The following is a 25,588-nucleotide window of genomic DNA, read 5'->3' on the forward strand; positions in this document are numbered from 1 at the left end:
ATGGCTGCAAGGACCGGGGTGCGTAGCGCAAGAAAAAGGATGTCGCCAGAAGATCGGGCGAATGCAAAAAAGAAAAGAGACGAGACTCGATTTCGCAACTCTGCAAAAGAGATTTTTGCAAAATCTGGATTTGTTTCGATTTCTTCTGAGGGGAGGGAGTTTAAATTCTCAACCCCCAATGGGGATAGAACCGGCGAGCTGGACGGCATTTTTGTATATGAAAATGTCTTAATTTTGCTGGAAGACACTTGCGCCGCTACGCCTGGGCCGCACCTCAACAAAAAGCTAATGTTTTTTGAACTTGCGCTTAAAAATCCAGCAAGATTTGTGAGTTGCCTTCGTGATGTGTTTCCTGAGTTTGAAAGGTATTTCAGTGCAAGGGCATATCAAGAAGAAGATTTTGTTTTAAGATTTGTATACTTCAGCATGTATTCAGTGGATTCTGAGTATGTGGAGGCTGCAGCTCGTGCTGAAGTTAGGGTTGTTGAGCGAGCGCTGACTAATTATTTTAGTGCGCTTGTAAAGAACATTGCAGCGTCTGCAAAGTATGAAATATTCAAATTTTTGGATATTCCATATTCGGAAATTGGAGAGGAAAAATTAAGGGGTGGCAATTCAGATTATCCGAGTAGATATAATGGATTCTTGTTGCCGGAGGCAAATAGTAGTTATCCGGAAGGGTATAAAATAGTTTCGTTTTATGCGGATCCGGCATCGTTGCTTAAAAAAAGCTTCGTATTGAGAAAGAATGGGTGGCTTGCGCCCAATTTGTCTTATCAGAGAATTCTCGATGTTTCGAAGATTAGGCTGATGAGGCGTTATTTGACGGAAGATAAGCGGGTATTCCTTGGTAATATTATTGCAACCCTTCCTTCTTCGACCAAAATCGGTAAGCTTTCAACCGCAGATCAGCTTTCGCTGGATGACCAGCGGACGGTGAAAGCAGTGAAAATTACGTTGCCAGATGAGTATAACGTAATTGGATTGGTAGATGGGCAGCATCGAGTTTATTCGTATCATGAAGGAAACGATGCGTTCGAGAAAGAAATAAATCGATTGCGAACTAAGCAGAATTTGCTCGTTACCGGAATTATATACCCAGAGTACGTGTCGGACGAGGAGAGAACCTTGTTTGAGGCAAAATTGTTTTTGGAAATAAATAGCCGACAAACCAAGGTTAAGTCTGCGTTGACTCAGGAGATTGAGCTGATTGTCAATCCTTTCTCCACGACGGCAATTGCTAAGGCTGTGTTAGTTCGACTTGCAAAAAAAGGAGCGCTCAAGGATAGGTTGGAAGAGCACGTATTTGATGATGTGAAGAAGCTGAAGGTGTCTTCCATTATCGGTTACGGCTTGAAGCCCCTAGTCAAAAAGGAAGGCGGGGATTCGTTGTTTGATCTGTGGGGCGAAGATAGGAAAAAGGTTGATATTTTTACAGAGCGCAATAGGGAGCATCTCGAGGAGTTTGTGGATTTTTGTGCTTCGGAGATCAATGACTTATTGATCTCGGTGAAAGTTTCATGCTCGGATGCTTGGTATATTGGCCACGATAAGAAGCTTCTGACTCCGACATCAATAAATGGATTTCTCAAGTGCTTGCGCCTTATTATTGAGAAAAGAAACGTGCGCGGAATTGAGGAATACAAAAAAAGATTGGCCAATATTGGTGATTTCGATTTTTCAACGTACAAGTCGAGTCATTGGAATCAGCTGGGCACTGACTTGTATGCAAATTATTTTGCAAGCTGATTCAGCTTCGACTTTCTGGGTTCGCTAGTCTATTAGGATTTTGGTGAAATCCTCGTTGTAGATCTGGGCGGTATGGTGCTCGGCCTAATTTCACGATGCGATCTGGGTGCCGATGCTGGCGAGGCCTTATCGGTGCCGTCGCAGGTCGCGCACGGGGCGCTCGTGTATTTGGCCCGCCAACCGGGTGAGGTCGCCGAAGCGCTGGCGCTGGTTGTGGAGCATGGCGGCACGCTGGTCAAGCCGGCCACGGAAATCGCATGGGGTGTTGCTGGCTACTTCCGCGATCCGGACGAGCATCTGCTTGAGGTTTGCTACGAGGATGGCTGGAAGATCGACGAAGCAGCGCGCTTGCTGGTCTGAGCGTTTGGGACGGGCGGCTGGAGCGGACGAGGGCCGCTCCAGTTGTTTGGAGCAATATGCTCAACTGCTGTCCGCGACAAGTGCATTTCGGCCAAACGTTGCATTTGCCTTCAAGCCTGCCTGTGGAGATGCGTCTGGAAGCCAGCGACCGTAAACCCTGGCGATCATGGTCCAGTCGGCATGCCCCATCTGTGCCGCAACCCACATCGGCGCCTCACCGGCGCTGAGCATCATGCTGGCGTAGGTATGGCGGGTTTGGTAGGGGCGGCGATATCGGACTCCCGCGCGTTCGAGCGCTGGCAGCCAGATCGACTTCCGGATGCCATTCGGCCCTTTCCAGGGTTGGTTCGAATACGGGTTAAGCCAGATTAGACCGCTCGGGTGCTCAAGCGTATGCACTTTCTGCGCCTCCAGTGCCTGAAGCGCCATGGGAAGCAGCTTGACCTCGCGCGCACCTGCGCGCGTTTTCGGTGTTTCAGGCTCCTTCGCATGGGCGGTCTTCGCCTTGTTGATCATGACTACGCTTCGTATCCAGTCGATGTCCTTCCACTCCAGTGCAATTAGCTCGCTGGTCCGCAGGCCAGTCCAGAATGCAAACTGCACCAGATTCCGGGCCGCACCTTCCAGATTGGCAAGTACCGAAGCCTGTTCGCTCGGCGAAAGCGGATCGACGTCGTCAACTCGTCGAGGCGCCGTTTTGCGGCGATAGGTCCAATCGTGGAGCGGGTTGCTTTCGATCATCTCGTCGTCGACAGCATCGTTCAGGGCAATCCGTAGCGGGCTGAGCATGTTGGCGATCCGCTTGTTGCCGGCCGTCAGCGTATTGCACCAGTTACGGATTACCGGCCGCTTCAAGTCACTCAAGCGCATTGAACCGAACGCCGGAATCAGATGATTGAAGATGGTCATCCGGTAGTCATGCAGCGTACTTGCTTTGAGCGTCAACGATTGCTGATCAAACCAAGCGCAAAGATAGTCTTCCACCGTTTCGACTTGGCCGAGACGTTCCGCAAACATGCGTGCCCGAGCGGAATCGGGAAAAGTCACCGTGTAGTCGAAAGTGCCCAAGGCGATCGCCTCGAGCACTGCGGCGCGGTGCTGCGCGACCCGCTTCAGATTAGCGGGGGTGGGCTGAAGCTTGATCCGCTCACGACAGCGGACGCCTCGATAGGAGAAGGTGATTTCGATCGACGTTTCACTGACTGCGTTGACGCCCGGCCACTTTCCGCCCATTGGTTGTAACCCTCTATATCGATCAAAATTCGCCCATCGGGGGCTTTTATCCAGACCTGCGCCATCAGCCATACACCGTTGTGGATCTTCGATCTGATGGCGTACTCGGTGTACCCGGACTCTTTCGAAAACTGCCGTATCGTCTTGAATCTGATGGTCGTCATACACCGTTCCTCGAAGAGAGCGCCGGACGCCATTGCCATACCTCGCAGGTAGCAGTTTTCAGTTCGCGAGCGATTTGATGGTCGCGTCGGCGATTGCGCAGGACTTCAAGTTCAGAACCCCGAGCGCGAATGATGACCAGATCATGCGTGTGCAGGCGTGCGGGTGATGCCGACAACAGTGCGTTCGCTCGCCATGGCGTATTCGCCAGCCGTGCGGCTTCTGCATGGGCGTTCATGGCGCACTCTCGGCGCCGATGGTGTTGATGAGATCCATGACGATCGTCCAGATACCCAGCAGGCTGAAGATCGTGATGGCCGCGGTGATCTTGTCGAGCGGGTGGGGCAGGTTGCTGCACGCGGCACAGATTGTCAGGGCGAGGGCGAGGCATGCCGCGGTGACGATGATTTGAAGGGCGAAGGTCATGCTGCCGCCCTCATGTGCTCGCCATCGTTTCCTCTGGCCGTCTCGACGTGTTTCAAGACATAGAAGCGAGTGTCGATGCCGTTAGAGATCCGGTAGCCGGCTGCAAGGATGGGATTCATCAGCTCGACTACCAATCCGTCGCCAACCATCAAAGCGTAGATAGTGGCGTTGCGGGGTGTAGGAGGTTGTTGCTCTGAGTGGCCGTAAGTTCGGATGGATTGCACGTTGCAGACCTTTCCGGGGGATTTACCGGATTGATGCGCAGCGGGCCATGTCATTTGCACGCCTCCCCGAGGCCTACTGCGCTAGGTGGCGTGTAATAAATATACCCACAAGGTATACATAAAATCAATACCCATCAGGTATCTTTTGTGGGCATGAAAAAGCCGCCTGAAAAAGCGGCTTGTTTGGCTTATGAAGTGCGCTTGCTGCGCAGTTACTTCTCGTTTGCGAGGTGATCGGCTGTGGAGACGAGGAGAGACAAGGATTGGTCGCTGAGAGCTCCACTAGCACTTGCTACTGCTATTTTCTCCATCAGGAGGAGTGCTTTGGGTGGGACCTGAACCCATAGATCTTCTGATATGCCGGGTAAGCGCAGCGTTTGAGCTTGTTTGTTCTGGAGCGTGCTGAGTGCACCATCGGCAGCATTAAGCCCGTCATGGCGAGCGTCCATCCACCCGTGAGGTTTCTGCGCGGCGGTTTCTGCGTCCCGTGCGATCTTGTCACCGATGTTCTTAACCGGTGTTTTGCCAATGTAGTTACTCAGCAGGGCATAGCTGATGTTCATCAGCTTTGCGAGCTGTGGGCGCCCGCCCACCTCTTGCGCAAGCAGGCGCAAATTGGCTAGGCGAATTGCGTAGATATCCATCTAGCCATTTTCATAACGTTGACGCCCCGCGTAAATGACCTGCCGGGTACATTTGTGTTGCAGAAAAATATACCTGTGAGGTATATTTTGAGTGTGAGTTTGAGGACGCCCAGCTTGTAACCGACAGCCATCCGGGCTGTAGCCTCGTCTTGAAATACTTCGATTTAGGTTCCACCGCCACAGCGTGCCCCGCTATGGCCTTTGCCGGTCGCGCCGGCTTTTTTCTTCCTGCTGCACTGCCATTTTCGGCACGGCAGCGCGCCTTCACACCATTTTCCAAGGAGAGCGCCTTATGAAACAGGCTTATCGCCACGTTGTCGTTGCCGGGCAGGTGCTGGCCAAAAGCCATCACAACGGGATCGTGGGGCTGGCTGCGGTGATGCACAAGAACGCGACCATCCTGACCAACAAGCTCAACCCCAATAACGACGCCAACCAGCTGACGTTGACCGAGGCCGCCGAAATCACCGACCGGATGCAGAGTCCGGTGATTGCCGATGCGCTGGCGTCGCTGTGCGGTTACGTGACGGTGCCACTGCCGGAAGCACACCGCTCGCTGCGCGAACTGTCGCGCGAGTTCTGTCTGCTGGCAAAGGAGTGTGGCGACACCGGTGGCGAGATTGCCCGCGCCGAAGCACCCGACAGCGAGTGGGGCGAGCAGTTGAGCCCGGCCGAGCGCAAACGGATCGAGCAGCATCTGCGTCGTCTGTTGACCGTGGGTGCCGGCATGTTGTTGCAGGTGGGCTGAGGGAGAGGGCGATGATTGCGGTAACGCATGTCGAGGCCCGGGCGCTGAAGCGCTGCTCGGATCTGGCGAAGCGGGTGTATGTATCTGGTTTGTTGCGGTTGGTGGATCTGCGCGACGCGCACGTCACCGGGCCGCGCCAGTCGATGTTGAACCAGCTGGCATCACTAGTGGGGCCGGTCCCGGCCTTGGGTCGGCCACTGGTCTACGAGGAGCTGCGGGCGGTACTGGCCGAACTGCTCAATGCCGGGGTGATCGAGAGCCGTGGCGATCTGCGGGTCTTCGACGTGGTGCTGTTGCCTCGGACAAGGTGGGCCGCATGAGCGTACTGATCTCCGACGCCGAACGGGCCGCGCTCGAATACCTCGATCCGTTCGATTTCAAACTGTACGTACTGGGCCTGCGCTGGCACATGGACTACCAGTCCGGCATCGTCGGTCGTGCTCGCGGTATCTCGTACCAGAGCCTCTCCGAGGCGGTCGAGAGCCATCCGGAAGCCTGCAGCAGGGCCAAGGCGGTCAAACCCACCGAGAAACGCCTGCGCTGTGCGCTCGAACGCTTCGAACGGCTGGGTCTGGTGGTGCGCAAGCATGACCCGAAACACCTCGTTTTTTCACTCCCGTTGGCGACCCTGGCCGACGTGCGTCCGAAATCCGGGGGGCAGATGAAGGGCAGGGATGAAGGGCGGGCTGCAAGCCGCGCCAGTGCTGGGGTTCCGACTAGTGAGGGGCAGACCCGAATTGCCCATGAGCGGCACACATCAGAGGTCGGGTTTTTACTCTCCGAATCATCATCATCTGTGGAATCAACTACGGGGGCAGATGGTGCCGTTGCCGACGAGATGATGCCGGTCGAAGAGGGCAACGAAACCCTGACTGCACTGGCGACAGTATTGCGCGACTCAGGCATTCCGGTGTCACCACGTCATGCCCAGCTGCGTAGCTGGGCCAGTGCGGCGGTCTCGGTCGACGAACTCCGGTCGGCAGTGGCGACAGCACGCAAGTACAAGCCGACGCCGGAGGCGCTGCCGCTGGCCTATCTGGCCAAGGTGCTGCAGACGGCACGCTCATCGAACGTCGTGCCGCTGACCTCTGCCGGTCCGGCCGGCAAACCGTGGTTCGAGTCCTGGTCCGGCATTCAGGCCAAGGGAGAGGCCTTCGGGTTGTTCGAGCGGGACTTCGCCCAACCGCAGCTGTTCCGCGAAGCGGTGCTGCAGGCCGCCGGTGTCGGCCGGCAGGCGCAGCGGGTCGCCCACGTCGATGCGGGAGGGCGCTGATGGCCCGCAATCCGTGGTTGCGCCCGGCTGGTGCCGACGGCTTCGTGGCCGTGCGCGTGCTGTGGGAACGGTTCGCCGCAGTGTATGGCGCCAAATGGCGCACTCAGTTTCCGGACGAGGCCTCACAGGTGGTGTGGGGCGAATCGGCTGCCGCGCTGTTCTACGCCCGCGGCATCCAGTACCGGATGCTTAAGCCGGTGCTCGACCGGTTGCTTGCTACGGTCCGGGCCGACTCGGTTCCGCCTTCACTGGCCGAACTGGCTGACATGGTGTTGCCGGCGATCGACTTCGCTGCCGCCTTCGACGAGGCGAGGGTACAGGCACCGCTTGTTCAGTTCGGCAGTGCAGTGTGGAGCCAGCCGGCGATCTACTGGGCGGCGCGGGACTTTGGCCTGAGCCGGATCGCTTCAGCGCGCTGGGGCCGCAGCAAGGGAGACTGGATACGGCTGCTGTCGAAGAGACTGGCAACCCCGTGCCCGGCGGTACCGGCGAACGTACCGCCACCGGAATACAAGCGCGGCAATACCGCCGTCGCCGCCGCCTCGGTGGCACAACTGAAGGAAATGCTGGCTGCAAAAGCGGCCTGAGCAGAACACAACAAAGCCCGGCAACGATCGGGCCAGGTGGTCTCCGGGGCAATATCGGAGGGAATGATGGTTGAAAAAATGCTGGATGGTCCGGCCGCGATCAAAACGCTGGAGAACTGGGCCCGGTGGTCGCAGTCCGTGCCAAGCAGGGGGTACGCGGCGTGCTCGTACATGACGCCGGAAGAAAAGATCCAGGCTGGTGCGACCTCACGGCCGAACTCGGTCGATGAAGCTGTAGCGATCCGCGTAGATGCCGTTGTGGTCGGCTTGCCTGAGTCGACCCGGAATCTGCTGCGCAGGCACTATCTGCTGCGCGACAATCCGAAGTGGATCTGCCGACGACTGCGTTTGGCGCTCGTTGACTATCCGGAGCATGTCGCGCGTGCAGAAGAAGTATTCCGGATGCGATGGAATTATTTGTTGTCGACTCCAACCAAGGCCATCCGCTATCTTTCGCTCAACAATTCGACAACGCTTCGGCGCGACTCTACCCGGGAAAGGGTGTTTTCGCTCGCCTAGCAGAAACGAATCCCCAGACCCCGCCGCAGCGATGCGCGGGGTTTTTGCTTTTCCGGGTCGATGCGCCGACCAACCCCAGCCCGCCATCGTGCGGGCTTTGTCATTTCCGGAAGAGCCCCATGCAAACCTACTACCGGCTGATCCACGCAGACGGCCGCATCGTGATCGACAACGTCGTGCCGGTCGACGCGGACGTGATTGCCGAATGCGACGCCTACAGCTGGCTGGAGGCGAGCAAGCAATTGCCCGATCTCGACTGATGTCGTTCCTGAAACTGGATTTCGACTTCGGTGCCGTCGAGCGACAATTGACGGAGCTGGGCAGGAAGCAACTGCCATTCGCCACGGCCAAGTCGCTGACGCAGGCCGCGCAATCGGTGCAGCAGCAGGTCAGGGCGGACATGCCCAAGCGGTTCACGATCAGCCGCAAGTGGGTGATCAACGGCATTCGGATCGAGCCGGCCCGCAAGAACCGGCTTTCGGCCCAGGTCTACAGCCGCGACAAGTTCATGGGCCGGCAGGAATACGGCGGCAAGAAACGCAGCCGGGACACTCAGGTCTGGCGCTGGAAAGGCAAGCTGGCCATTCCGACCGACGAAGCGCGCGGCGGCAAGCCGCACGGCGTCGTGCCGAAGAAGAACTGGCCAGAGAACCTCGCCGGCGCGCTGTTCCAGATCCGTACCCGCGACGGACTCGAGCTGCTGTGCCTGCGCCGTCGCGGCCAGGTGCAGGTGATGTACGTGCTCGAGGACGAAGTTACCGTCGATGCGCGCCTGAAGCTGCGAGAGACCGGCGACCGGATCGCCAAGGTCGCCTTTCCGAAGCTGTTCGGCGCCAATATGGCACGGGCGATCGCACAATCACGGCGACAGGCAACCGGGCGATGATGCAGCCACCGTTTATGCCCGGAGGTCCATCACCTCTCGGACCGCGTTGCGGTGCTGGCGTAGCGCCGGCATGAACTCGCGGATCGGCATCGGCCGGCCGAAGTAGTAGCCCTGCAGGTAGCGTACCCGCAAGGCCCGCAGGTAGTCGCGCTGGGCGGCGGTTTCGACGCCTTCGGCCACCAGGTCGATGTCGAGCTTGGTCGCCAGCGCGACCAGCGTGTCGAGCAGGTGGGCCGACAATGTGTCGGCGCCGATGCGCTTGACGAAGCTCTGGTCGATTTTCAGCGCGTCGACGGTGAAGCGCTGCAGGTAGTTGAGGCTGGCATGGCCGATACCGAAGTCGTCGATCGCCACCTTGACGCCGAGGGAGCTTAGTTGTTGGAACAGCAGGTCGGACGCTTCGGTCGGTTCGATCAGTTCGCGCTCGGTCAGCTCCAGCCACAGTTCGATGCTGCCGGACGGGAAGGCTGCAAGGAAGTTGCGGCAGTCCTCGAGCAGCTGCGGGTCGCTACAGTGGGCGGCGCTGATGTTGAAGCCGATATGGCAGTGCGGCGGCAGCTCGGCGGCGTGCGGTGCCAGCACCTCGGCGACCTGCTGCATCAGGTCGCGGGTCATTGGCAGGATCTGACCGGTCTGCTCGGCCATCGGGATGAACAGGTCGGGGCGGATCAGTCCCTCGCCGGGCAAGTGCCAGCGCATCAGGACTTCGGCACCGATCCAGTGACCGTCTCCGGCCCGCACAATCGGCTGCAGGAAGGGCTCGAACTGCCGTGCTTCGAGCGCGCGCCGCAGGATGGCCCGCGGTGAACCGGGCCGGCCCAGCAGGCGATAGCAGGCCAGTCCGGCCAGCAGGCCGACAATGACGGTCAGGATCAGTAGCGGCAGATTGTAGTTGAGCAGGTACTTCTGGATCGATCCGGCAGGCGAACCGCTGATGATCGTATACGGATGGCGGCTGGAGGTTCGCTTGGCAAACGCATCGTCGAGCGCCGGGATCGGTTTGTTGCTGATGTGACCGTCCAGACCCATGTGCAGATCGCCGACCTCGAAATACAGTTGGCCATCCTGAGCTGCCAACTGCATCGCCGAATGCAGGTAGCGACCGTCGATGATCGCAATCACGGCGCCGCCGGGAACCGGGTGCCGGGTGGCGAGTACGGGGACATTCGGCGAAGTGACGAGGTTGGGCATCAGCAGAAGCTGGCCGTCGATGAACCGGGACTGCGTCAGGTCAAAGCGGGTCGCGCCAAGCAGCGAAGTGCAATACAGCTGGGAGCCCTTGGTCAGTGCGACGGACCGGACGTAGGTGATCGTCGCAACGGGCCATTGCAGTGCGCGCTGGGTGTTCTTGTCACAGGGCTGGCCGACCAGCATTTGCACGGAGCTGGCTGCCAGTTTGCCGTTGTCCAGTACCTGGTCCAGCCGCTTGATTGCGTGCGCGGCAGACTTTTCGGCTTGCTGCTGTAGTTGCCAGTGCGCCTGAACGATGCCGATGCCGATGCCTAGCAGCGGCAGCGACAGCGCCACCAAGGCCGAGATGAGTACGCGAGACCGGACGCGGCTCGGCCCTGCTTCGGGGAATCTGCTGCCGGCGTCGTTGGCGTTACGTTGTAGCAGCGAGGCGAAGCGTCTGGGCATGAGCGTGGGTAGAACAGCAAGTTGCTGCCGGCGAATATCAGTCGTTGCTGAATTCTAGGTCGTCGCCGGAAATGTGCATCGGCAGCATTTCGCATGGGGTGCGGGGAGACGGCGCAGTCCAGGCTCTGCGCCTTTGCCATTGAAGGCTCCGTTCGATGGTGGCCGGGGGCAATCGGTCACACTCGGGAGACAGACCGGCCGCCATCGACAGGAGTACCGACCAGACTGGGCCGGAGCGGAATGAAGGTCAATCAGAATTTCCTGATGTGATGTGAATTCGTCCGGTGCTTTGGGCATTCGGGTCCTTCCGGACGGGGTGGCCCGCACGGGTATCGCGGCCCCGATGGTCTGCAGCGGTCCGGTTTTCCGGAATTGCTTAACACTTAACAACTTAACAGGGCTTTACCGATAGCTCCGGTCAATGAGGTGCTGCATGGAAGCCCTGACGAAATCCGCCTTCGCCAAGCTGCGGGGGTACAGCCGCGCCTATGTGACGCAGCTGGGCAATGCCGGGCGACTGGTGCTCGACGACGAAGGCCTGGTGCTGGTGGCCGAGACCGACCGGCTGATCGCGGCGACGGCCGATCCGTCACGGGCCAGACGCAAGGCGGCCCCACGCAAGGCCTGGCACGACCCCTTGGCCGACTCCGGCTTGCCCGACTTCCAGACGGTACGCACCCAGAACGAGATCAAGCGCGGCGTGCAGCTCGACATCGAGATCGCCGAAGCCCTCAAGCAACTGGTGGCGGCCGACGAGATTGCATTGGCGGTCGCCGACATTGCCGGCGCCGTGCGTGCCGCGCTCGAGCGCCTGCCTGACCGGCTGTCGATGCCGATCGCGGCCGAGACCGATCCGGGTCGGGTCTACGACCTGCTGGACCGGGAGATCACGCTGGTGATCGAAGAGGTGCACCGGCTGATGACGGTGTTGCCGGAACAGAACGAGGAATCCCTATGCTGATGACCGGGTTGCGCGACAGCTATCGCTTCGCATGCGAGACGGTGGGGAAGGTCTTCGCCCCACGGCTGCGCCTGAGCGTGTCGGGCTGGGCCGACCGGTTCCGGCGGCTGCCGCAGAAGGGTGCGTCCGAACCGGGCCAGTGGCATACCGACCGGACCCCGTTCCTGCGCGAGATCATGGATGCACTCTCCGCCGACAGCCACGTCCGCCGGGTCGTGTTCATGAAGTCGTCGCAGGTCGGCGGGACCGAGGCCGGCAACAACTGGCTGGGCTACGTGATCGACCACGATCCGGGGCCGATGATGGTCGTGCAGCCCACGCTCAAGGTCGCCAGCCGCTGGGCCAAGCAACGGCTGGAGCCGATGATCAAGGAAACGCCGGCGCTGGCCAGCAAGATCGTCGCCACCGGCAGCCGGGACGGCAGCAACACGGCCGAGCTGAAGGATTTTCCGGGGGGAGTGGTGATCATCTCGGGTGCCAATTCGGCGTCGAGCCTGCGCTCGATGCCGGCCAAGTACCTGTTCCTCGACGAGGTCGATGCCTACGTCGACGACCTCGACGGCGAGGGTTCGCCGATCGATCTGGCCGAGCGCCGGACGACGACCTTCCCACGGCGCAAGATACTGCTGGTGTCGACGCCCACAGTGCGCGACGCCAGCGCGATCGAGGCCGAGTACGAGGCCAGCGACCAGCGCCGCTACCACGTGCCGTGTCCCCACTGCGGCGAGCTGCAGTGGTTGCAGTGGAAGGGTCTGCGCTGGTGCGACAACGACGGCAGCGTGCAGGTGCCGGTGCATGCACTGACCCGGGCCTGGTACGTGTGCGAGCACTGCGACGCGCCGATCGAGGAGAACCACAAGACGGCGATGCTGGCCCGGGGGCAGTGGGTCCCGGGTTTTCCGGAACGGACGGCAAGGGGCTACCACATCAACGCGCTGTATACGCCGATCGGCCTCGGGGATTCGTGGCTGGACCACGCCCGCGGCTGGATCCGCAGTCAGGGGAATCCGATGCGACTGAAGGTCTTCATCAACACCGTGCTCGGCGAGACCTGGGAAGAGCGCCGGAATGCCATCAAGCACGACGAACTCAAGGCGCGGGCCGAGCCGTTCCGGCTGCGGACGGTGCCGGCCGGCTGCCTGCTGCTGACCTGCGGTGTCGATACCCAGGACGACCGGCTCGCGGTGCAGCTGATGGGGCACGGCCGGAACGGCCAGATCTGGATCCTCGACTGGTTCGAGCTGCCGGGCATTCCGTCCGACGACGCGCTCTGGGCCCGGTTCGACCTGTACCGGACCACGCCGATCCGCAACCAGTGGGGCATCGACATGCGGATCGAGATGACCGCCATCGATACCGGCGGCCACTTCACCCACTTCGTCTACAACTACTGCCGCATGCGGCAGAACCAGGGCGTGCTGGCGATCAAGGGCGCATCGCAGGCGAACAAGCCCATCCTCGGCAAACCGGGCCATCCGGACGTGCTCTACCAGGGCGAGACGATCACGGCCGGCGTGCAGCTGTGGCCGGTCGGTACCGATACCGCCAAGACCACGCTGATGAGCTACCTCGTGCAGGACCGGAACGCGGTGCTGGGCGAGCGCCGGGTGCACTTTTCGGACCAGTTGCCGGACGAGTACTACCAGCAGCTCACGGCCGAGAAGTTCGACCCGCTGCACCACCGCTGGGTCAAACCCAAGAACGCCCGCAACGAGGCGCTGGATACCGCCGTGTATGCCATGGCCGCCGCGCAGCATCCGGCGTACCGGATCCACGTCGCGACCGATGCGGACTGGGAGCGGCGCGAAGCGCTGCTGCAGCCAAGGATGCGGGACCTGTTTGCCGAGCCCGCGCCGCAGCTACCCGAACCACCCCCACCGGCCGACGTGCCGGTGGCGCAACCGACATCCCGACGCCCCGTCCCGAGCGGGGCGTCGTCACATCCGGCCACCGACGACTGGGTCGGCGAGACCGGCGACTACTGGAGAGACTGATGGCCGAATTTACCCTCGACGACCTGAACGAGCTGAGCCGGGCCATTGCCAGCGGTGAACTCACGATCGAACGCGACAACCGCAAGGTGACCTACCGCTCGATGGACGAACTGATGACGGCCCGGAACCTGGTGCGCAACGACCTGATCAGGGCCGGCCTGATCCGTGACGGCGACAGCCGTTCGGTCGCCGCCTCGTTCGACCGGTACTGAGACGATGAACGTCTTCGACAGCATCGTCGGCTTCTTCAGCCCGCGGGCCGGGCTCGCGCGCTGGGCCGACCGGCAGGTGCTCGACGAGGTTCGCCGGTTCGATGGTGCGCAGAAGGGCCGCCGTACCGATGGCTGGCTCACGCCGGGCACGTCGGCCAACGCGACCAACGCGCTGTCGCTGCCGGTGCTGCGCAACCGGGCCCGCAACCTGGTCGACAACAACGAATGGGCCGCCGGTGCCGTGCGGCGCTGGATCGCGCAGGCGGTCGGCACCGGCATTGTGCCGGACTGGGGCGACCGCGACACGGTCGATGCGCTGTGGCAGCAATGGGCCAAGGTGGCCGATGCCGATGGCGGCAGCTTTGCCGCGGCGCTGGCACTGATCGCCCGGACGGCGTTCGTCTCGGGCGAGGTGCTGATCCGGATCCGGCCGCGCAAGACCAGCGACGGCCTGCCGGTGCCGTTCCAGATCCAGGTGCTCGAGCCGGACTACCTCGACGTATCCGGCGACGGTCCGCTCGACGGGGGCGGCTACCGGCAGGACGGGATCGAGTTCGATGCGATCGGCCGGCGGGTGGCGTACTGGCTGTTCGACCGGCATCCGGGCGACGACCACGCGTCGATGCGGACGACGACCAGCCATCGCGTCCCCGCGCGCTGGGTCATCCACCACTTCGAGGTGCTGCGCCCGGGCCAGCATCGCGGCGTGACGCGCTTTGCACCGGTGATCATGTCGATGCGCGACCTCGGCGACTACGAGGACGCGACGCTGATGCGCAAGAAGGTCGAGGCCTGCATCGGCGCGGTGATCACGTCGACCGACGTGCGCATGCCGGCGGCGCTGGGCATGCCGGTGGATCCCGCCGGCGAGACGGCGTCAGGCAGCACCGGCCGAAGCGGGCGCCGCAACGGCCCGCGTCTGACGCCGGGGATGATGACCCGCATCAACCCGGGCGAGAGCATCAATTTCCTGAACCCGACGGCCAGCGCCGACTACCAGATCTACACGCGCCGGCGCGACCGTGGGGTGGCCTCCGGCCTCGGCGTCACCTACGAGCAGCTGACCGGTGACTACTCGCAGGTCAACTTTTCGTCGGGACGGATGGGGCGTGGCGAGTTTCGTGCCGAGATCCAGCAGTACCAGCTGCTGTGCCTGATTCCGCAGGTGTGCGAAGCGATCGCGACCGCGTTCCTGGCCATGGCCCGTGTGGCCGGACTGCTCCGGCCGGACGAGCTGGCGCCACCGGAGGACTGGACCACGCCGGGCTGGATGATGACCGACCCCGGGCGCGAAGTGCCGGCGATGCTGATGCAGCTCGATGCCGGTCTCGCCAGCTGGGGCGACGCCTGCCGTGCCGCCGGGATCAACCCGCGCCGGCAGCAGCAGGTGCTGCAGAAGCAGAACGACGCGCTGCAGGGGCTGATCGGTGCGCTGAACTTCAGCGGCAAGCACGCCACCGGCGCCGTCGACATCCCGGATCCGCCGGACGAGGACCAGCCGGCCGGCGAGCAGTCGACCGGCACTTCATCAACCTGACCCACCCGCCCATGGCGGGTGTTTTCACATCTGGAGGTGGCGATGTCCAAACCGGACAGAACGCAGGACCCCGACCGGCCGCTGATCCGCGGCGGGCTGCCGCTGCAGAGCCGGGCCTATGCCGTCACGTCGGTCAACGAAGCCGCGCGCACGGTCGAGCTGGTCTGGACCACCGGCGCCGCGGTCCGCCGCTTCGACTGGCAGCGCTGGCGTTACTTCATCGAAGAGCTTGAGGTGTCGGACGCGGCGATCCGGCTCGAGCGCCTCAACGGCGGCGCCGGTCTGCTCGACAACCACAACAGCGGTGAGCTGAGCGACCAGATCGGCGTGGTCGAACGCGCCTGGCTCGAGGGTGGACTCGGCCATGCCGAGGTGCGCTTCAGCCGCCGCGCCGAAGTCGAGCCGGTCTGGCAGGACGTCGTCGACGGCGTGATCCGCAATGTCAGCGTCGGCTATGTCGTGCACGGCTACGAGATCACCGAGACCGAAGGCCAGACGCCGGTCTACCGCGCCATCGACTGGGAGCCCTACGAACTGTCGATGGTGCCCATCCCGGCGGATTCCGGCGCCGTGACCCGCAGCGCCGTTCCGGTCGACCTGCCGGATTTCCCGATTCATTACCGCTACACCCATGCCCCCACGGAGGAACTCCCGATGGACCAAGAACAAGCGCAACCTGCAATTCAGCCCGAGCAAGTCGAACGCCAGCAAGCGATCGAACCGGCGCCGGCAGCACCGGCACAGCAACGCAGCCAGCCGGCTGCCGCACCTGCGGCAGCGGATCCGGCCGATGCCGTCGCCACCGAGCGCCAGCGCGGCATCGAGATCCGCACGCTGGTACGCAAGTCCGGCCTCGACGAGGCGCTGGCCGACGAGCTGATCGGCAACGGCACGCCGCTGGCCCGCGCCCACGAGGCGATTTTCCAGCGGCTGTTCGACGACGACCAGGCGGCGCCGACGCGCAGCGGCATCGTCCAGACCGTCCGCGACGAAACCGATGTCCGCCGCACGGCGATGACCGAGGCGATGCTGCACCGTGCCCAGCCGGGCCAGTACCCGCTGACCGACGCGGCCCGCAATTTCCGCGGCATGTCGCTGGTCGACCTCGGCCGCGAGTGCGTCGAGCGCGCCGGCGGCCGGACCCGCGGGCTGGTGCCGGCCGAGATCGCCGATCTGGCACTGAACAACACCCGTGGCGCCGGCATGGCGTCGACCAGCGACTACCCGATCATCCTCGGCAACGTCATCAGCCGGGTGCTGCAGTCGGGCTATGCGCTGGCCGGCCAGACTTTCTGGCCGCTGGTGCGCGAGCGGACCGCAGCGGATTTCCGCGAGCTGGTCGGCGTGTCGGTCGGTCAGGACCTGTCGTTCAAGCCGCTGGACGAGCACGGCGAGTATCAGGAAGGGAAGCTGCTCGAGAGCGAGCAGCGCTACCGGTTGCAGACCTACGGCCGCAAGATCAGCGTGACCCGGCAGCTCATCATCAACGACGACCTCGGCGTGTTCACCAACCTGGCTGCGCGCTTCGGCCGGTCCGCCGCGAACCTCGAATCCGATCTGGTGTGGAGCCTGATCATCAGCAATCTGCTGATGGCCGACGGCAAGTCACTGTTCTGCGCCGACCACGCCAACGATGCCGAAACCGGCGCGGCGATCAGCGTCGACGCCATCGGCGAGCTCGACACCCTGATCGGCCTGCAGACCGACATGAGCGGCGATGCGCTCAACCTGGGCAGCAAGTACCTGATCGTGCCGCGCTCGCTCAAGCTCGCGGCCAGCAAGGCCATCGCGGTGATCTCGCCGAACAAGGCCGAAGACAGCAACCCGTACCAGAACGACCTGCAGATCATCGCCGAGCCGCGGCTCGACCGCGCCGACAAGGCCGCCTGGTATCTGGCGACCGACCCGACGCAGTGCCCGATCGTCGAGCTGGCCTACCTCGAGGGCCAGCGCGGCGTTTACACCGCGACCCGCGAGGGCTTCGACGTCGACGGCATCGAGGTCAAGGCTCGGCTCGACATCGGCGTCGGCCTGCAGGATTTCCGCGGCATCGCCCGCAACAAGGGCCAGTGAGGCCGAGGAGACACCATGCTCAATTACGTGCAACAGGGCGACAGCCTGACCGTCACCGCCGTGGCCGACACGCTGTCGGGTGATCCCATCCTCGTCGGCCACCTGTTCGGCGTCGCGACCCACGACGCGCCGGCCGGCCAGCCGCTGACGATCAAGACCTCGGGCGTGTTCGACCTGCCCAAGCTCTCTGCCGACGAAGTGACCGTCGGCGGTCCGCTGTACTTCGATGCGGCCAAGCATGTGCTGACCGGCACCAAGCCGGCCGATGCGTCGACGGCGCCCTTCGTGGCCGTCGCGACCGTGGCCGCCGGCAACAACACCGGTAGCGTGCGGGTCCGACTCAACGGCGTGGCGATCTGATGGGCTCGCCCGCGGATCGCCATCTGTACGGGTCGCTCCGGTCGCTGCTGCGCACCTTCGGCGAACCGGCCGTGCTGGACGACGGCACGGTCATCCGGGTGCTGTTCGATGCGCCGGTGAAGCTCGAAGGCTTGCCCGGCGGCATCTCGCTGGTCGACAACCTGCCGACCGCACGCTACCGGCTGGCCGACCTGCCGGCCGGTACCACGACGCTACACCGACGGCTGATCACGCTCCGTGGCCAGACCTGGCTGGTCGCCAATGTCGAACCCGGCGATGACGGCACCGAGCGGGCGCAACTGGGGGTGAGGTCATGACGCAGCAGCACCAGCTCGACGCGATCTGCGCCGCGCTGCAGGCGACGCTGACCAACAGGACGCAGGCTAGGGCCTGCGTTTTTCGTCACCGTGCCCGGCATTTCCAGGCTGCGGACATGCCGGCGCTGAATGTCTACGACGGCGTCACCAGTTGCGAGATCTGGAGCGATCCGCCCCGGGTACTCAAGTTCGACACCGAGCTGATCGTCGTGCTGCACATCGCCGGTGGCGAGCTGGCCGACGCCGTGGCCAAGCAGCTGCTGGCCGAAGTCGAAGCGGCGATTCATGCCAACCCGCGGCTGGATGCGACCGGGCAGGGCGACTGCCAGCTTGCCGACGAACTGGTGCCGGTCCGCTACGAGGCTTTCGCCGACGGCGAACAGGGACACGACTACCAGGGCTACGTCACCACGTGGCGCGCGACCTGGTACCAGGACGTCAGTTACCCGACCGACGGGGCGGCACTGCCGCCGCTGCTCGGCGTCACCACCCGCTACGACCTCGCGCCCGCCGATGGTGCGATCGACGCGACGGACATCGTTCCGCCGCAGGAGAAGACATGAACAAGACCACCACGAAGCCCGCTGCTCGCGGCAACCGCATCCTCGTGCGGCCGAAACCGGGCCGGCGCGTGCTTGACCCCGAAACCGGTCAGGCCCTGCCGCCGGACGGCGCCTGGGTGGCCGCGCGCCATCAGGGGCACTGGCTGCGGCGATACCGCGCCGGCAGCGTGGATTTCCCGGTGCCGGCCGAACCGGTCACCGACACCACGAAGGAGGATGCCGCATGATCAGTTTCGACAACATTCCCGCCGGCTGGCGCGTGCCGGGCGCGCAGGTCGAAATCAGCAACGTTCGCGCCGGACAGGACCTGTCGCTGCAACCGTACCGGGTGCTGCTGATCGCGCAGGCCTTGGCCGAGGTCGTGCCGGGTCTGTACCGCTGTACCTCGGCCGATCAGGTGATCGCCCAGTGCGGCGACGGCTCGCAGCTCGCCGGCATGGCCACGGCCTACTTTGCCGCCAACCAGACGACCGAGACCTGGTATTACCCGCTGCAGGACGTCGAGGATGCGGTCGCCGCGGTCTGGACCGCGACGATCACCGGGCCGGCGAGCGGCGACGGTGCGCTGGTGCTTGATCTGGCCGGCGATATCGTTCGTGTCGGCGTGCTCGCCGGCGACGACACCGCGACCATGGCCCAGGCAGTGGTCGCCGCCGTCGCCGCCGTGCCGGGCGTGATGTTCACCACAGCGCTCACGGCCGGTACCGGCGTGACCTTCACCGCCCGCAATGCCGGTGCCGCCGGCAACGGCATGACGCTCGACCTCAACCCCGATGCCGACGACGTGCTGCCGGCCGGGGTCTCGGTTGCGATCAGCCAGACCGTGCAGGGCGTGACGAACCCGGACCTGTCCGAGGTGGTCGCGGCGATGGGCGACGTGCAGTTCAACATCATCGCCCACCCGTACACCGACGCGGCCAGCCTGCGCCTCCTCGACCAGGAACTGGAGAGTCGCTGGGAGCCGCCGCGGCAGATCGAAGGCATGGCGGTGTCGGCGGTGATCGAATCGTTCGACGATCTGGCCGACCTCGGTGACGGACAGAACTCGCCGAACCACATCATCGTCGGCACGCCGGCCATGCCCTCGGCGGTCTGGCGTGTGGCCGGCGGCACCGCCGGGCGGCTGGCGTTTTCTGCATCGCAGGATACGGCCAGACCGTTCCAGACGCTGACGCTGCCCGGGCTGCGCGGACCGAAGCCGGCGGCGCAGCTGACCGGGACCGAGAACAACCTGCTGCTGCACGACGGCATCTCGACACTGGCGACGATGACCGACCGCACCGTGGCGATCCAGCGCCTGATCACCACCTACCGGACCAATGCGCTGGGTGCCGCCGACGCGAGCTACCTCGACCCGAACACCCGGCTGACGCTGGCCGCGATCCGCTACGACTGGCGCAACTACGTGCTGAACAAGCTGCTCGGCGGCCGCTACAAGGTCGGTAAGGACGGCACCAAATTCGGCGCCGGCCAGCCGGTCATGACACCGAAGGGCCTCGAGGCCGAGGCCGTGTCGCGCTTCAAGCTCTGGATGGACCGCGGCTGGGTACAGGACCTCGAGACGTTCAAGACCAACCTGCATGCCGAGATCGACAGCGCCGACCCGACGCACCTGAACCTGCTGATGGTGCCGGATCTGGTCGTGCCGCTGTTGATGGTCGGCACCCGCATCGAATTCGTCAGGGGATGAGCATGGCAACACAGAACCGCCGCGCCGGGACGATCTACTTCAAGGTGGACGGCTACCAGTACGACGCCAAGGGCGACTTCACCTACAACCTCGGCAACCCCAAACGGGAAGGGATCATCGGCGCCGACGGTATCCACGGCTTCAAGGAAACGCCGCAACTGCCCTATATCGAGGGCAAGTTGACCGACAAGGCCGATCTCGACCTCGACCGGCTGACCCTGCTCGACGACGTGACCGTCACGCTCGAGCTGGCCAACGGCAAGGTCATCACCGGCGCGAACATGTGGTACGCGGCTGACGGCAACGGCAGCACCGGTGAGGCCGAGCTCGACGTGCGCTTCGAAGGCAAGACCAAACTCGAGGAGATCTGAACATGGATGACACGATGGACCTGCACGCCGACCAGTCGCCGCTCGAGGCGCTGATCGACGAACTCGACAACCTGAGCATCGACGCCAACGGCCGGCTGAACCTGGTGCTGAACACGCCACTCGAGGACGAGGACGGCAACCCGGTACCGGTGCTGGTGTTCCGGCGCGATCCGTGCGCCGGTGACCTGCGCGACGCGAAGGTGCAGAACCTGATCGCCGGCAAGGCCGACGATGTGCTGGCCTTGCTGGGCCGGCTGTGCGGGCTGCCGTTGCCGCGGATCCGCAAGCTCGATCTGGGCGACATGGCGACGGCTTCGCTGGTGATCGGCTGTTTTTTCGTGCCTGGCCGGCGAACTGGCAAAAAGTGATCGGGGCGCTGGCCCTGAATTGTTCGTTCGGCATGGCCGAGCTGGAGGCCCTCGATCTCGCGGGCCTGCTGTTCTGGAATGCGTTGATCAAGGAAACGCTCGATGAGTGCACCGGCCCAGGCTGAATTTGTCGTCACGGCCACCGACAGGGCGACCGCAACGCTCGACCGCATCCTGAAGAAGTTCGAGCAGTTCAACGCCCCGGTCACACGGATGCAGCGCGCGTTCGCCCGCTTCGGCAACACGGCCGGGCTGGAACGGTTCGGCAAGTCGATCGCCAACGTCTGGGACAAAACCAAGAACGCCGGTGGCGAGATCGGCGCGCTGATGCTGAAGGGCGCCGGCGTCGCCGCGACGGCCGGCTACCTGTTCAAGAAGCAGTTCCTCGACGTCGCGTCATCGTTCGAACGGATGCAGGCGGCGCTCGAAACGACCGAGGGCAGCCAGGCCGGGGCCAAACGGGCGATGGACTGGGTGAGCAAGTTCGCGGCGCAGACGCCGTACGAGCTTGATCAGGTCACCGAAGCCTACGTGCGCCTGCGCAGCTACGGGCTGGATCCGACCAGGGGACTGATGCAGTCCCTGGGCGACACCTCGGCGGCGATGGGCAAGCCGCTGATGCAGTCGGTCGAGGCGATCGCCGATGCGGTCACCGGCGAGTACGAGCGCCTGAAGGAGCTGGGCATCAGGGCGTCGACCAAGGGCAACGCGACGACCTTCGCCTACACCGACAGGTCGGGGCAACAGCACTCGGCCACGGTCAACAGGAACAACCGCAAACTGGTGCAGCAGACGCTGGAAACGATCTGGAACGACAAGTACGCCGGTGCGATGGGCCGGTTGTCGTCGACCTGGTCGGGGATGCTCTCGAACCTGATGGACCAGTGGACCCGCTTCGCCAGCATGGTGATGGCGACCGGCCTCTTCGACTGGCTCAAGGACAGGCTGTCGGGCTGGCTCGAGCAGATCAACCGGCTGGCCGAGAACGGCCAGCTGCAGGCATGGGCCACGAAGACCGGGCAGATGATCCGTGATGGCTTCCAGCAGGCATGGAGCGCCGGTAAGGCCTTCGTCGACGGCGTGCAGCAGTTCGTCGGCTTCGTCGGCGGCTGGAGCAATGCCTTCAAGCTGCTGGCCTTGGTGCTGGCCGGGCCGCTGCTGATGTCGCTGGTGAGCCTGACCACCGCCGTCTGGTCGCTTGGTGTGGCGCTGTATGCGACACCGGTCGGCTGGATTGTCGCCGGACTGGCCGCGATTGCCGTGGCCGCAACGGCGCTGTACCTGAGCTGGTCCAAAAGCGTCGGCGAGATCGACGGGCTATGGGACGGGGTGGTCAAGACTTTCCGGTGGGGTGTCGACCTCGTCACCAGACTATTCAAGGACTTCACTCCGCTGGGCTGGATCGTCGACGGCATCGTCAACGCCAAGGGACCGCTGGCCGGGTTTTTCAAATGGATCCGGGACAAGCTGTCTGTACTTGGCATCGGCCAAGGTGGTGAGTCGGACGATCGCGGCATCGACCAGCAGAAGGTCTGGCAGAGCGCCGCGCCGCCGGTGGCGCCGGCACCGGTGGTAATGAAACCGGCCGGGCAGGGTGGATCCGGCAACAACGCTCAGGCAGCGCCAGGCGCGCGGATCGCCGTGGACTTCAGCGGCATGCCGCGCGGCGTCCGCACCACCACGACAGTGGATCCGGGCGTCGTGCTGGACCAGTCGCAGGGCTATTCGCAAACGGGGGTGTACTGATGGCAGGGCCGAGCAAGTACGAGCAGTGGCGCAGGACGCTGAAGCCGGCCAGCTGGCGCGGTATCCGCTTTATGGTTGAGGATTGCCTCGAGTCCGGTGGCCGCCGCGTCGACGTCAGCGAATACCCGTTCCGGGATGCTCCGTTCGTGGTCGACCTCGGTGCCAAGGCGGGCGAGCTGCTGGTGTCGGGCTACCTGCTCGCGTCGGAACTCGGCGCCGCACTGTGGCCGACATCGCAGCAGCTGTTCGATGCCTTGCAGAGCGACGGCAGCCCCGGCGAGCTGGTGCTGCCCGAGGGCGGCGCCCAACAACGCCGGCCAATGGGGATTGCGCGCCGCACCTGCTCGGGCGATCCCGGCATCGTCCGCTTCGACCTGACGTTCGCGCCACTGGGCAAGAACGAATTCCCGACCCGAACCGCCGATGCACAAAGCGGCGTCCGCGACGCCGGTGCCGCGACCGTCGACGGCGCCACGGCCTCGATGGCGTCGGTCTGGTCGGTGGTCGGCCAGTCCAGCGCCGCGTTGGAGAAACTGGCCAACCAGGTCGAAGGCTACGTCGATCAACTGACCGAACTCGCCGGCATGGGCGACCTGCTTTCGGGTTTGAACGACCTGATCCTGCAGGGCACGCGCATCAGCAACGACATCGCCCGGCTGATCCGCGCACCGGAGGAACTGGCCCAGCAGCTGACCAGCATGACCGCCTCGGTCGGGCGGATGTTCTCGCGACCGGCCGACGCGGTGCGCAGCTACCAGACCTTCTTCGACGGCCTGCGCCCGAAAGGCACACCACGGGCCAGTACGCCCCAGCCCGCGCAACCCAAGGCCGGCGTGCCGCGTGATCCGTACAGTCTGGCCGCACCACCGGACAACAGCCGGGCGCTGACCGAGCTGATGGAACGCAGCTGCCTGAGCGAAGCGGGCATCCTGCTGCCGTCGGCGACGTACACGACCTGGGACGACGCCCGTGCCGCCTGCGATCAACTGGTGCAACGGATCGATCGGATCCAGCCGGCGGCACCGGACGCCGTGTACGAGCCGATGTCGCTGCTGCGCTTGGGCCTGCTGTCCACGGTACCGGACCCGACAGAACGGCTACCGCGACTGGTCACGGTAACGCCGCCGACCACGCTGCCGGCCTTGGTACTGGCCTACACCTACTGCGGCGATCCGTACCAGGCCGACGATCTGGTGCAGCGCAACGGGATCAGCCGGCCGGGATTCGTGCCGGGCAATAAGCCGCTTCAGATCATCGTATCGCAGCAGCTCATGGCTGGAGAAACATGAAGTAGAAGTACAGCAACGCAGCAAGGACCGAAAGAAAGAGCGCTGAAAACATGCCGGAAATGGCCAAGGCGATGCGTCTTCCGCTTTTATGAGACTTGATACTCAGCTTGGTAGTGAATGCTGACAGCAGCGTTGCTGGAAAAATCACGAGGATGCTCAAAGCTGCTGATCCGCACTGGCCAACCGGTCTTTGATGGCACTATCCAACGCCACGAGGGCGCTGGTCAGCTCTGCCACGCCTAAATCTGCAGTCCCAAAAAACTTCTTGGGTATTTTGGGCGCACTGGCATGATGCGAATGCACGATGGCGGCAAAAGGAGGGCTAAGGCTGTCGTCGGCGAGGCCATCAAGCCTCGCCCTCCATAGCGGGCATTTCAGGGCGATCCACTGCAACAGCACTGAAACTTCCTTCATGTGGATGTAATCAACATCCATCTTGGGCGCCTTGGAGCTGGCCTGACTGCCTACAAGTGCTTCGACTTTTCCCTTCGCTCCACCGTTCGTGGGGCTGGCTGGCATGATCCCACCCACCAGATGCAGCTGGCCTAGGGTGGTGACCCGGTCGAGGTTGGTGCGCGTTACGACCGGGCCATGTACCTCGGCGGCAACGAAATTATGGCCATTCCAGTCTGGCGTCTTCGCCAATGCGCTGTCCACATTCAGCGCTTCTGGATGCCAGAACATCTCGCCGATCGTAAAGTCGCGGCGCTCCGCCAAGTCGAGCAGGATAAGGTTGATCAGAAAGGCTCGGATGTTGCGGGCGGGTTCAGCAATAAACATGGCGCAAACGAAAACCGGCAGCGCCGTTTGTAGCCTTGAATAGTCTTTGCTAAGTGGTATGGCCTTGCCACTCAGCATGTTACGTATGGCTTGGATCACCGCAGGCTGGCGTGCGGCATCGTTCCAGGTGAGCGGGGTGGCCACCTGCCATGCCTTGCCCAAGCTGGCTTTCGCCTGTGCCGCCCAAGCTGCATTTTGCGGTAGCGCATTTTCAGGCGAGCGCATAATCTGCGCGCCTACCCGGTAGGTGGGCGCTACACTTCCATTGAATGCCAGCTGTTTATTTCGGTCGATCCGGTGTTGGAGGTCTGCCGCATGGGCGTCGGCGGCGTTAGCATCCTCTAGGAAACGCTCTGCGTCGCCGTGCAGGAACGCTGCTGCGGCAGCGTGCCGGTTGAGCTCGGCTGTGGTGTTTGCTGTGGCGATTGCGGCGACATCAGCATCGGGGTCCCACTTTTTCCAGGCGGGGCCTACGTCGCTGAAATACAGATCATGCTGGATATCGCGCCGGATCAACCTACCGGCCACGCAAAAGTACTGTACGGCTTTGTTTTTCTTCACGTGGCATGCCAGTTCAAACCACTGCTGGATGCTGGTGGGCCGCCAAGGCTCAGTCGCCGTGCCTTCGCCAACGCAAGAGATCGCACGGGTGGCGTCCACCTTGCGATTGCAGTATTTCTGTACGATACGCAGCAGATCGATGCCGTCGATCAACACCTCTTTGCCATGTAGTTGCCGCCCTAGGGATTTATACACATCAAGCTCCGTCGATTAGAACAATCTTGCCTCCGGCCGGTGGAAACGCGTCCATCTACGCTACGCCGAGACACTATAGTTACGAAATTGCGGATTCCCAAAAAAATGGATCCAATCCACGT

At 63.0% G+C, this 25,588-nt stretch carries 30 protein-coding genes; 24 read left to right on the forward strand and 6 right to left on the reverse strand.

Annotation, left to right across the window (positions count from 1 at the left end; genetic code table 11):
* Both IE097_RS06650 and IE097_RS06655 read left to right on the forward strand, forming a co-directional pair.
* A complete protein-coding gene (locus IE097_RS06650; protein WP_229797465.1) occupies positions 1-1,749 on the forward strand; it encodes a DGQHR domain-containing protein in 1,749 nt (582 codons plus the stop codon).
* A 72-nt stretch (positions 1,750-1,821) separates the two neighbouring features.
* Positions 1,822-2,109, forward strand: coding sequence for a VOC family protein (locus tag IE097_RS06655; RefSeq protein ID WP_229797466.1), 288 nt, complete (start codon positions 1,822-1,824; stop codon positions 2,107-2,109).
* 60 nt (positions 2,110-2,169) lie between these two features.
* On the opposite strand, the gene IE097_RS06660 is transcribed toward IE097_RS06655, so the two are convergent.
* From IE097_RS06660 to IE097_RS06675, 4 genes are all read right to left on the reverse strand, one after another.
* Positions 2,170-3,342 (reverse strand): tyrosine-type recombinase/integrase, encoded by a 1,173-nt coding sequence (locus IE097_RS06660; protein ID WP_189459384.1) that lies wholly within the window; start codon positions 3,340-3,342, stop codon positions 2,170-2,172.
* A gap of 396 nt (positions 3,343-3,738) precedes the next feature.
* On the reverse strand, positions 3,739-3,930 hold the full coding sequence (locus IE097_RS06665) for a hypothetical protein (RefSeq protein WP_189459385.1): 192 nt from the start codon (positions 3,928-3,930) through the stop codon (positions 3,739-3,741).
* Positions 3,927-4,208 (reverse strand): hypothetical protein, encoded by a 282-nt coding sequence (locus IE097_RS06670; protein WP_189459386.1) that lies wholly within the window; start codon positions 4,206-4,208, stop codon positions 3,927-3,929. The genes IE097_RS06665 and IE097_RS06670 overlap by 4 nt, the downstream gene beginning before the upstream one ends.
* A gap of 158 nt (positions 4,209-4,366) precedes the next feature.
* Positions 4,367-4,798, reverse strand: a complete 432-nt coding sequence (locus tag IE097_RS06675) for a hypothetical protein (protein WP_189459387.1) — start codon at positions 4,796-4,798, stop codon at positions 4,367-4,369.
* 292 nt (positions 4,799-5,090) lie between these two features.
* Between IE097_RS06675 and IE097_RS06680 the strand changes: the two genes are divergently transcribed.
* The 7 genes from IE097_RS06680 (at position 5,091) to IE097_RS06710 (ending at position 8,811) form a co-directional block, all read left to right on the forward strand.
* Positions 5,091-5,546, forward strand: a complete 456-nt coding sequence (locus tag IE097_RS06680; RefSeq protein WP_189459388.1) for a phage regulatory CII family protein — start codon at positions 5,091-5,093, stop codon at positions 5,544-5,546.
* A gap of 11 nt (positions 5,547-5,557) precedes the next feature.
* Positions 5,558-5,866: a hypothetical protein gene (locus IE097_RS06685; RefSeq protein ID WP_189459389.1), complete on the forward strand. Its 309-nt coding sequence runs from the start codon at positions 5,558-5,560 to the stop codon at positions 5,864-5,866.
* Positions 5,863-6,819, forward strand: coding sequence for a hypothetical protein (locus tag IE097_RS06690; RefSeq protein ID WP_189459390.1), 957 nt, complete (start codon positions 5,863-5,865; stop codon positions 6,817-6,819). Before IE097_RS06685 ends, IE097_RS06690 begins: the two co-directional genes overlap by 4 nt.
* Positions 6,819-7,406 (forward strand): hypothetical protein, encoded by a 588-nt coding sequence (locus tag IE097_RS06695; RefSeq protein WP_189459391.1) that lies wholly within the window; start codon positions 6,819-6,821, stop codon positions 7,404-7,406. Before IE097_RS06690 ends, IE097_RS06695 begins: the two co-directional genes overlap by 1 nt.
* A 66-nt stretch (positions 7,407-7,472) precedes the next feature.
* The gene (locus tag IE097_RS06700) at positions 7,473-7,925 is read left to right on the forward strand and encodes a hypothetical protein (RefSeq protein ID WP_229797467.1); all 453 of its coding nucleotides are present in this window, start codon (positions 7,473-7,475) and stop codon (positions 7,923-7,925) included.
* A gap of 119 nt (positions 7,926-8,044) precedes the next feature.
* A complete protein-coding gene (locus IE097_RS06705) occupies positions 8,045-8,185 on the forward strand; it encodes a hypothetical protein (protein ID WP_189459393.1) in 141 nt (46 codons plus the stop codon).
* Positions 8,185-8,811: a DUF6441 family protein gene (locus tag IE097_RS06710; protein WP_189459394.1), complete on the forward strand. Its 627-nt coding sequence runs from the start codon at positions 8,185-8,187 to the stop codon at positions 8,809-8,811. Before IE097_RS06705 ends, IE097_RS06710 begins: the two co-directional genes overlap by 1 nt.
* 12 nt (positions 8,812-8,823) lie before the next feature.
* Here the strand turns inward: IE097_RS06710 and IE097_RS06715 are convergent, their stop codons facing one another.
* Positions 8,824-10,449, reverse strand: a complete 1,626-nt coding sequence (locus IE097_RS06715; RefSeq protein WP_189459395.1) for an EAL domain-containing protein — start codon at positions 10,447-10,449, stop codon at positions 8,824-8,826.
* A gap of 433 nt (positions 10,450-10,882) precedes the next feature.
* Between IE097_RS06715 and IE097_RS06720 the strand changes: the two genes are divergently transcribed.
* The 15 genes from IE097_RS06720 to IE097_RS06785 are packed head-to-tail and all read left to right on the forward strand — an operon-like array spanning position 10,883 to position 23,930.
* Entirely contained in the window at positions 10,883-11,410 is a 528-nt protein-coding gene (locus tag IE097_RS06720; RefSeq protein WP_189459396.1) for a hypothetical protein, read from the forward strand.
* Positions 11,404-13,404, forward strand: a complete 2,001-nt coding sequence (locus IE097_RS06725) for a phage terminase large subunit family protein (RefSeq protein ID WP_189459397.1) — start codon at positions 11,404-11,406, stop codon at positions 13,402-13,404. Before IE097_RS06720 ends, IE097_RS06725 begins: the two co-directional genes overlap by 7 nt.
* On the forward strand, positions 13,404-13,616 hold the full coding sequence (locus IE097_RS06730) for a phage head-tail joining protein (protein WP_189459398.1): 213 nt from the start codon (positions 13,404-13,406) through the stop codon (positions 13,614-13,616). Before IE097_RS06725 ends, IE097_RS06730 begins: the two co-directional genes overlap by 1 nt.
* Positions 13,617-13,620: 4 nt before the next feature.
* Complete coding sequence (locus IE097_RS06735; protein ID WP_189459399.1) at positions 13,621-15,153, forward strand: phage portal protein; 1,533 nt, start codon at positions 13,621-13,623, stop codon at positions 15,151-15,153.
* Positions 15,154-15,195: 42 nt separating this feature from the next.
* Positions 15,196-17,226: a prohead protease/major capsid protein fusion protein gene (locus IE097_RS06740; RefSeq protein WP_189459400.1), complete on the forward strand. Its 2,031-nt coding sequence runs from the start codon at positions 15,196-15,198 to the stop codon at positions 17,224-17,226.
* Between the two features lie 15 nt (positions 17,227-17,241).
* A complete protein-coding gene (locus IE097_RS06745; RefSeq protein ID WP_189459401.1) occupies positions 17,242-17,586 on the forward strand; it encodes a DUF2190 family protein in 345 nt (114 codons plus the stop codon).
* The gene (locus tag IE097_RS06750; RefSeq protein ID WP_189459402.1) at positions 17,586-17,903 is read left to right on the forward strand and encodes a head-tail joining protein; all 318 of its coding nucleotides are present in this window, start codon (positions 17,586-17,588) and stop codon (positions 17,901-17,903) included. Before IE097_RS06745 ends, IE097_RS06750 begins: the two co-directional genes overlap by 1 nt.
* A complete protein-coding gene (locus IE097_RS06755) occupies positions 17,900-18,466 on the forward strand; it encodes a hypothetical protein (protein WP_189459403.1) in 567 nt (188 codons plus the stop codon). Before IE097_RS06750 ends, IE097_RS06755 begins: the two co-directional genes overlap by 4 nt.
* On the forward strand, positions 18,463-18,693 hold the full coding sequence (locus tag IE097_RS06760; protein ID WP_189459404.1) for a DUF2635 domain-containing protein: 231 nt from the start codon (positions 18,463-18,465) through the stop codon (positions 18,691-18,693). The genes IE097_RS06755 and IE097_RS06760 overlap by 4 nt, the downstream gene beginning before the upstream one ends.
* The gene (locus IE097_RS06765) at positions 18,690-20,156 is read left to right on the forward strand and encodes a phage tail sheath subtilisin-like domain-containing protein (protein WP_189459405.1); all 1,467 of its coding nucleotides are present in this window, start codon (positions 18,690-18,692) and stop codon (positions 20,154-20,156) included. Before IE097_RS06760 ends, IE097_RS06765 begins: the two co-directional genes overlap by 4 nt.
* 2 nt (positions 20,157-20,158) lie before the next feature.
* Positions 20,159-20,527 (forward strand): phage tail tube protein, encoded by a 369-nt coding sequence (locus tag IE097_RS06770; RefSeq protein WP_229797468.1) that lies wholly within the window; start codon positions 20,159-20,161, stop codon positions 20,525-20,527.
* 2 nt (positions 20,528-20,529) lie between these two features.
* Entirely contained in the window at positions 20,530-20,895 is a 366-nt protein-coding gene (locus tag IE097_RS06775) for a phage tail assembly protein (RefSeq protein ID WP_189459407.1), read from the forward strand.
* The gene (locus IE097_RS19475) at positions 20,892-21,020 is read left to right on the forward strand and encodes a hypothetical protein (protein WP_268247085.1); all 129 of its coding nucleotides are present in this window, start codon (positions 20,892-20,894) and stop codon (positions 21,018-21,020) included. Before IE097_RS06775 ends, IE097_RS19475 begins: the two co-directional genes overlap by 4 nt.
* Positions 20,998-22,641: a tape measure protein gene (locus tag IE097_RS06780; protein WP_189459408.1), complete on the forward strand. Its 1,644-nt coding sequence runs from the start codon at positions 20,998-21,000 to the stop codon at positions 22,639-22,641. The genes IE097_RS19475 and IE097_RS06780 overlap by 23 nt, the downstream gene beginning before the upstream one ends.
* The gene (locus IE097_RS06785) at positions 22,641-23,930 is read left to right on the forward strand and encodes a DNA circularization protein (protein ID WP_189459409.1); all 1,290 of its coding nucleotides are present in this window, start codon (positions 22,641-22,643) and stop codon (positions 23,928-23,930) included. Before IE097_RS06780 ends, IE097_RS06785 begins: the two co-directional genes overlap by 1 nt.
* A 156-nt stretch (positions 23,931-24,086) precedes the next feature.
* Here the strand turns inward: IE097_RS06785 and IE097_RS06790 are convergent, their stop codons facing one another.
* Positions 24,087-25,466, reverse strand: coding sequence for a hypothetical protein (locus IE097_RS06790; protein WP_189459410.1), 1,380 nt, complete (start codon positions 25,464-25,466; stop codon positions 24,087-24,089).
* Positions 25,467-25,588: the final 122 nt, after the last annotated feature.

This window comes from Jeongeupia chitinilytica, from assembly GCF_014652315.1.
Taxonomy (GTDB): Bacteria; Pseudomonadota; Gammaproteobacteria; order Burkholderiales; family Chitinibacteraceae; genus Jeongeupia; species Jeongeupia chitinilytica.